This window comes from Dysgonomonas mossii DSM 22836, from assembly GCF_000213575.1.
Taxonomy (GTDB): Bacteria; Bacteroidota; Bacteroidia; order Bacteroidales; family Dysgonomonadaceae; genus Dysgonomonas; species Dysgonomonas mossii.
In genome coordinates, this window is record NZ_GL892021.1 from 1 (window position 1) to 1,743 (window position 1,743).

Consider the following 1,743-nt stretch of genomic DNA (forward strand, 5'->3'; position numbering starts at 1 on the left):
GAATGGCTTTGTAACGTTCTCCTATTTGTCTAATAATACTCTTTTCATTCAAACCATCATCTATATTTTTACAAACAGCTACGCTTCTATCTTCATTATATAGGGTAGAAGGCTGAACAGAAGTATTATTTTTGTGCTTTCTCAATGACCCCGAAATAATAGATTTTTCATTCATACCTACAGATATGGAATTAATGACAGTTACGCATCTATCACCCTCATTACATTTACCCGTCCTTAGATTAGATTTATTATCCATAACCTTTTCGGCTTTAAAATCATCTCTTTTTAAGTTATTTTCTAAATAGGCTAATACTGCATCAAAAGACTTTGTATTATTTAATACAGAACGAAGACGTTTAATATCTTGACAAATAGAAGGTATATCATGTCCTTTCATTTCCAAATAAGGAACTTTTACTTTATTAATAGTTCCATTGCCCTTGGTGTGGATAGATACTGTTTCATGAACCCGGCTCATAGCCATAAGAGGACTACTGCAATAGGATTTATCCCAAATGATCTCTTCCTTGAAAGCGAATCCTAAATCTGCAAGAATTGTATTCCAACGATAGAAAGAAGTACCACGACCAAATAATATAATAAAGCCGTCTTTTTTCAGTACTCGTTTGACTTGATTAAAATATTCAGTTTCATCGAAATGTCTATCAAGCTTCTGATTCTTCAAATATAGGTAGGGCGGATCAGTACAGATAACATCGACTGATTCATCAGGTAGATATTTCATTAATTCAATGCAATCTCCTTTATATGATTTGTTGCGTTCTAAGATCATACTTTTACTTTTTTTATTCGTAACTGTTCGGGATTCGAACCCGAAACAAATACCACCTACTTGGTTAACAGTCTATTTCTTTAATTTTAAGTTTATACTTCTTTAATTCTTATTCCGTGTACTTGTAACATTAATTTTCTCTTTATCACATAATCCTTAGTGCGAACACCTTTAGCATCTTCTACTATAAAATTTCCATGAATATCACAGTAGGTAAAATCAGCAATGTAAGAGCAGGGTCTTTCGACTACCTTTTTATCTATTTTCTGAGAAGGTATAAGCTCAAATTTCACCTGTTCTTTTAAGTGGGATATTTCGCCTTGTCTCTCTAATATTTTAAGCAGATCAGCTCGGTCCTTTTCTTTTTTCGAATCGTATTTTCCTACCTTTATGTTTCTATACTTTCTCATAATTTGAAATATCTTACGGCTCCAATCTCGTCAAATTCGCATATCCTATTAAATATATCAGTTTGCTGTTGGCGAAATAAAAGATCATTATCATATAAGTTATGGCAGCGCCTACAGCCCATAACCAAGTTTAATGGATTGGTATAATGTTCCGGGAATGTAGATTTAGGTAAAAGGTGCATAAGATCAGTTCCATGTTTCCCACATATAAAGCAAAAAGGCGATAGTTTAGATTTTATCTTTGCTATCGCCCTATTCTTCTGAGCTTGTTTCTTGCTTACTTGTTTTATCATATCAAAAATTTACTAAGTTTCGCATAAATTCCTCCTCGCTTATTTTTTTTAGAAAGACAGAGAATAAAACATCTTTTACTTTTTCATATAGCGTTTGAAATTCAATTTCATCCATTTTTTCAAAGGATATTGATTTAGGCGTTTCAATCCATTCATTACGAGGAATAGAATAAATAGTATCGCAATGTCCTGCTGACATCTCAACAGTCTTTCTAAATAGATCTACATTATTTTTAAAGTGATC

4 protein-coding genes are annotated in these 1,743 nt (G+C 32.4%); all 4 read right to left on the minus strand.

All coding sequences use genetic code 11. From position 1 onward, the window contains the following. Nucleotides 1–796, minus strand: a 796-nt coding sequence (locus HMPREF9456_RS16970; RefSeq protein ID WP_006844777.1) for a DNA methyltransferase, incomplete at its 3' end; no start/stop codon positions are given. Between the two features lie 92 nt (nt 797–888). Further along, the gene (locus HMPREF9456_RS16845; RefSeq protein WP_006844778.1) at nt 889–1,206 is read right to left on the minus strand and encodes a DUF1064 domain-containing protein; all 318 of its coding nucleotides are present in this window, start codon (nt 1,204–1,206) and stop codon (nt 889–891) included. Further along, nucleotides 1,203–1,499, minus strand: coding sequence for a hypothetical protein (locus tag HMPREF9456_RS16850; RefSeq protein ID WP_006844779.1), 297 nt, complete (start codon nt 1,497–1,499; stop codon nt 1,203–1,205). The genes HMPREF9456_RS16845 and HMPREF9456_RS16850 overlap by 4 nt, the downstream gene beginning before the upstream one ends. A gap of 1 nt (nt 1,500) precedes the next feature. Next, on the minus strand, nt 1,501–1,743 hold a 243-nt coding region (locus tag HMPREF9456_RS16855), incomplete at its 5' end, for a DUF1367 family protein (RefSeq protein WP_006844780.1).

Bases quoted from the DNA above. Each gene is read 5' to 3' on its own strand.
- HMPREF9456_RS16850 (WP_006844779.1), bottom strand. From the start codon at position 1,499: ATGATAAAACAAGTAAGCAAGAAACAAGCTCAGAAGAATAGGGCGATA.
- HMPREF9456_RS16845 (WP_006844778.1), bottom strand. From the start codon at position 1,206: ATGAGAAAGTATAGAAACATAAAGGTAGGAAAATACGATTCGAAAAAA.